At 43.6% G+C, this 902-nt stretch carries 1 protein-coding gene; it reads left to right on the top strand.

Annotated features, from left to right (window positions below; all coding sequences use genetic code 11):
- Positions 1–902 (top strand): reverse transcriptase domain-containing protein (locus tag LKE08_RS09710; protein ID WP_324704019.1); only part of this gene is annotated, 902 nt, incomplete at both ends.

The following is a 902-nucleotide window of genomic DNA, read 5'->3' as shown; positions in this document are numbered from 1 at the left end:
AAGCAAGCCTTGGTCAAGATGGCAATGGAACCCTACTGGGAACCTAAATTCGAGGGAACAAGCTATGGGTTTCGACCTGGACGCTCAACCCACGATGCAATTGGCAGAATATTTAATGGTATCAACAAAATGGGATACTACGTCCTCGATGCTGACATCGCCAAATGCTTCGACCAGATTGACCATGATTACCTGCTATCCAAACTTCATTGTCCAACGACCATAAGGCGAAATATCAGACAATGGTTAAAAGCTGGGGTTATGGACAATGGTGTATTTGACGACACAAAAGCAGGGACACCTCAAGGAGGGGTAATAAGTCCACTCCTCGCCAACATTGCACTGGATGGAATGGTGAGGCATATAGAAGAACTCTTTCCAAAGAAAGGAAATAGAGTACAAGCAACGGTCATTAGATATGCCGATGATTTTGTAGTCATATCACCAAAGCTCAAAATCATTGAACAGTGCAAGATTGCTATTTCCGAATGGTTAAAACCTATTGGTCTCCAGCTTAAACCGGAGAAGACAAGAATCTGTCACACACTTCGAGAAATCGAAGTTAACGGAGAAAAAGTTCCATCTGGTTTTGACTTTCTGGGGTTCAATATCAGGCAATATCCTGCCGGAAAACACGTTTCTGGAAAAAGCGGGGGAAGGAGCAGTAAACTATTAGGCTTCGTAACCCACGTCAAACCGAACAAGAAAGCAATCAAAGCCCACATTGAAAAGGTGAAAGAGGTAATTAAGAAATACAAAACAGCACCTCAAGCCGCCCTGATTAAACACCTCAATCCCATCATCACTGGATGGGCAAAGTATTACTCAGGGGTAGTCTCCAAGGAGATTTTCAACAAGCTAGATAACATACTCTGGCAACAACTACGGGCATGGGTAGTGTC

This window comes from Lyngbya sp. CCY1209, from assembly GCF_035615495.1.
Taxonomy (GTDB): domain Bacteria; phylum Cyanobacteriota; class Cyanobacteriia; order Cyanobacteriales; family Microcoleaceae; genus Limnospira.
This window is presented reverse-complemented; position numbering and strand designations above follow the sequence as displayed.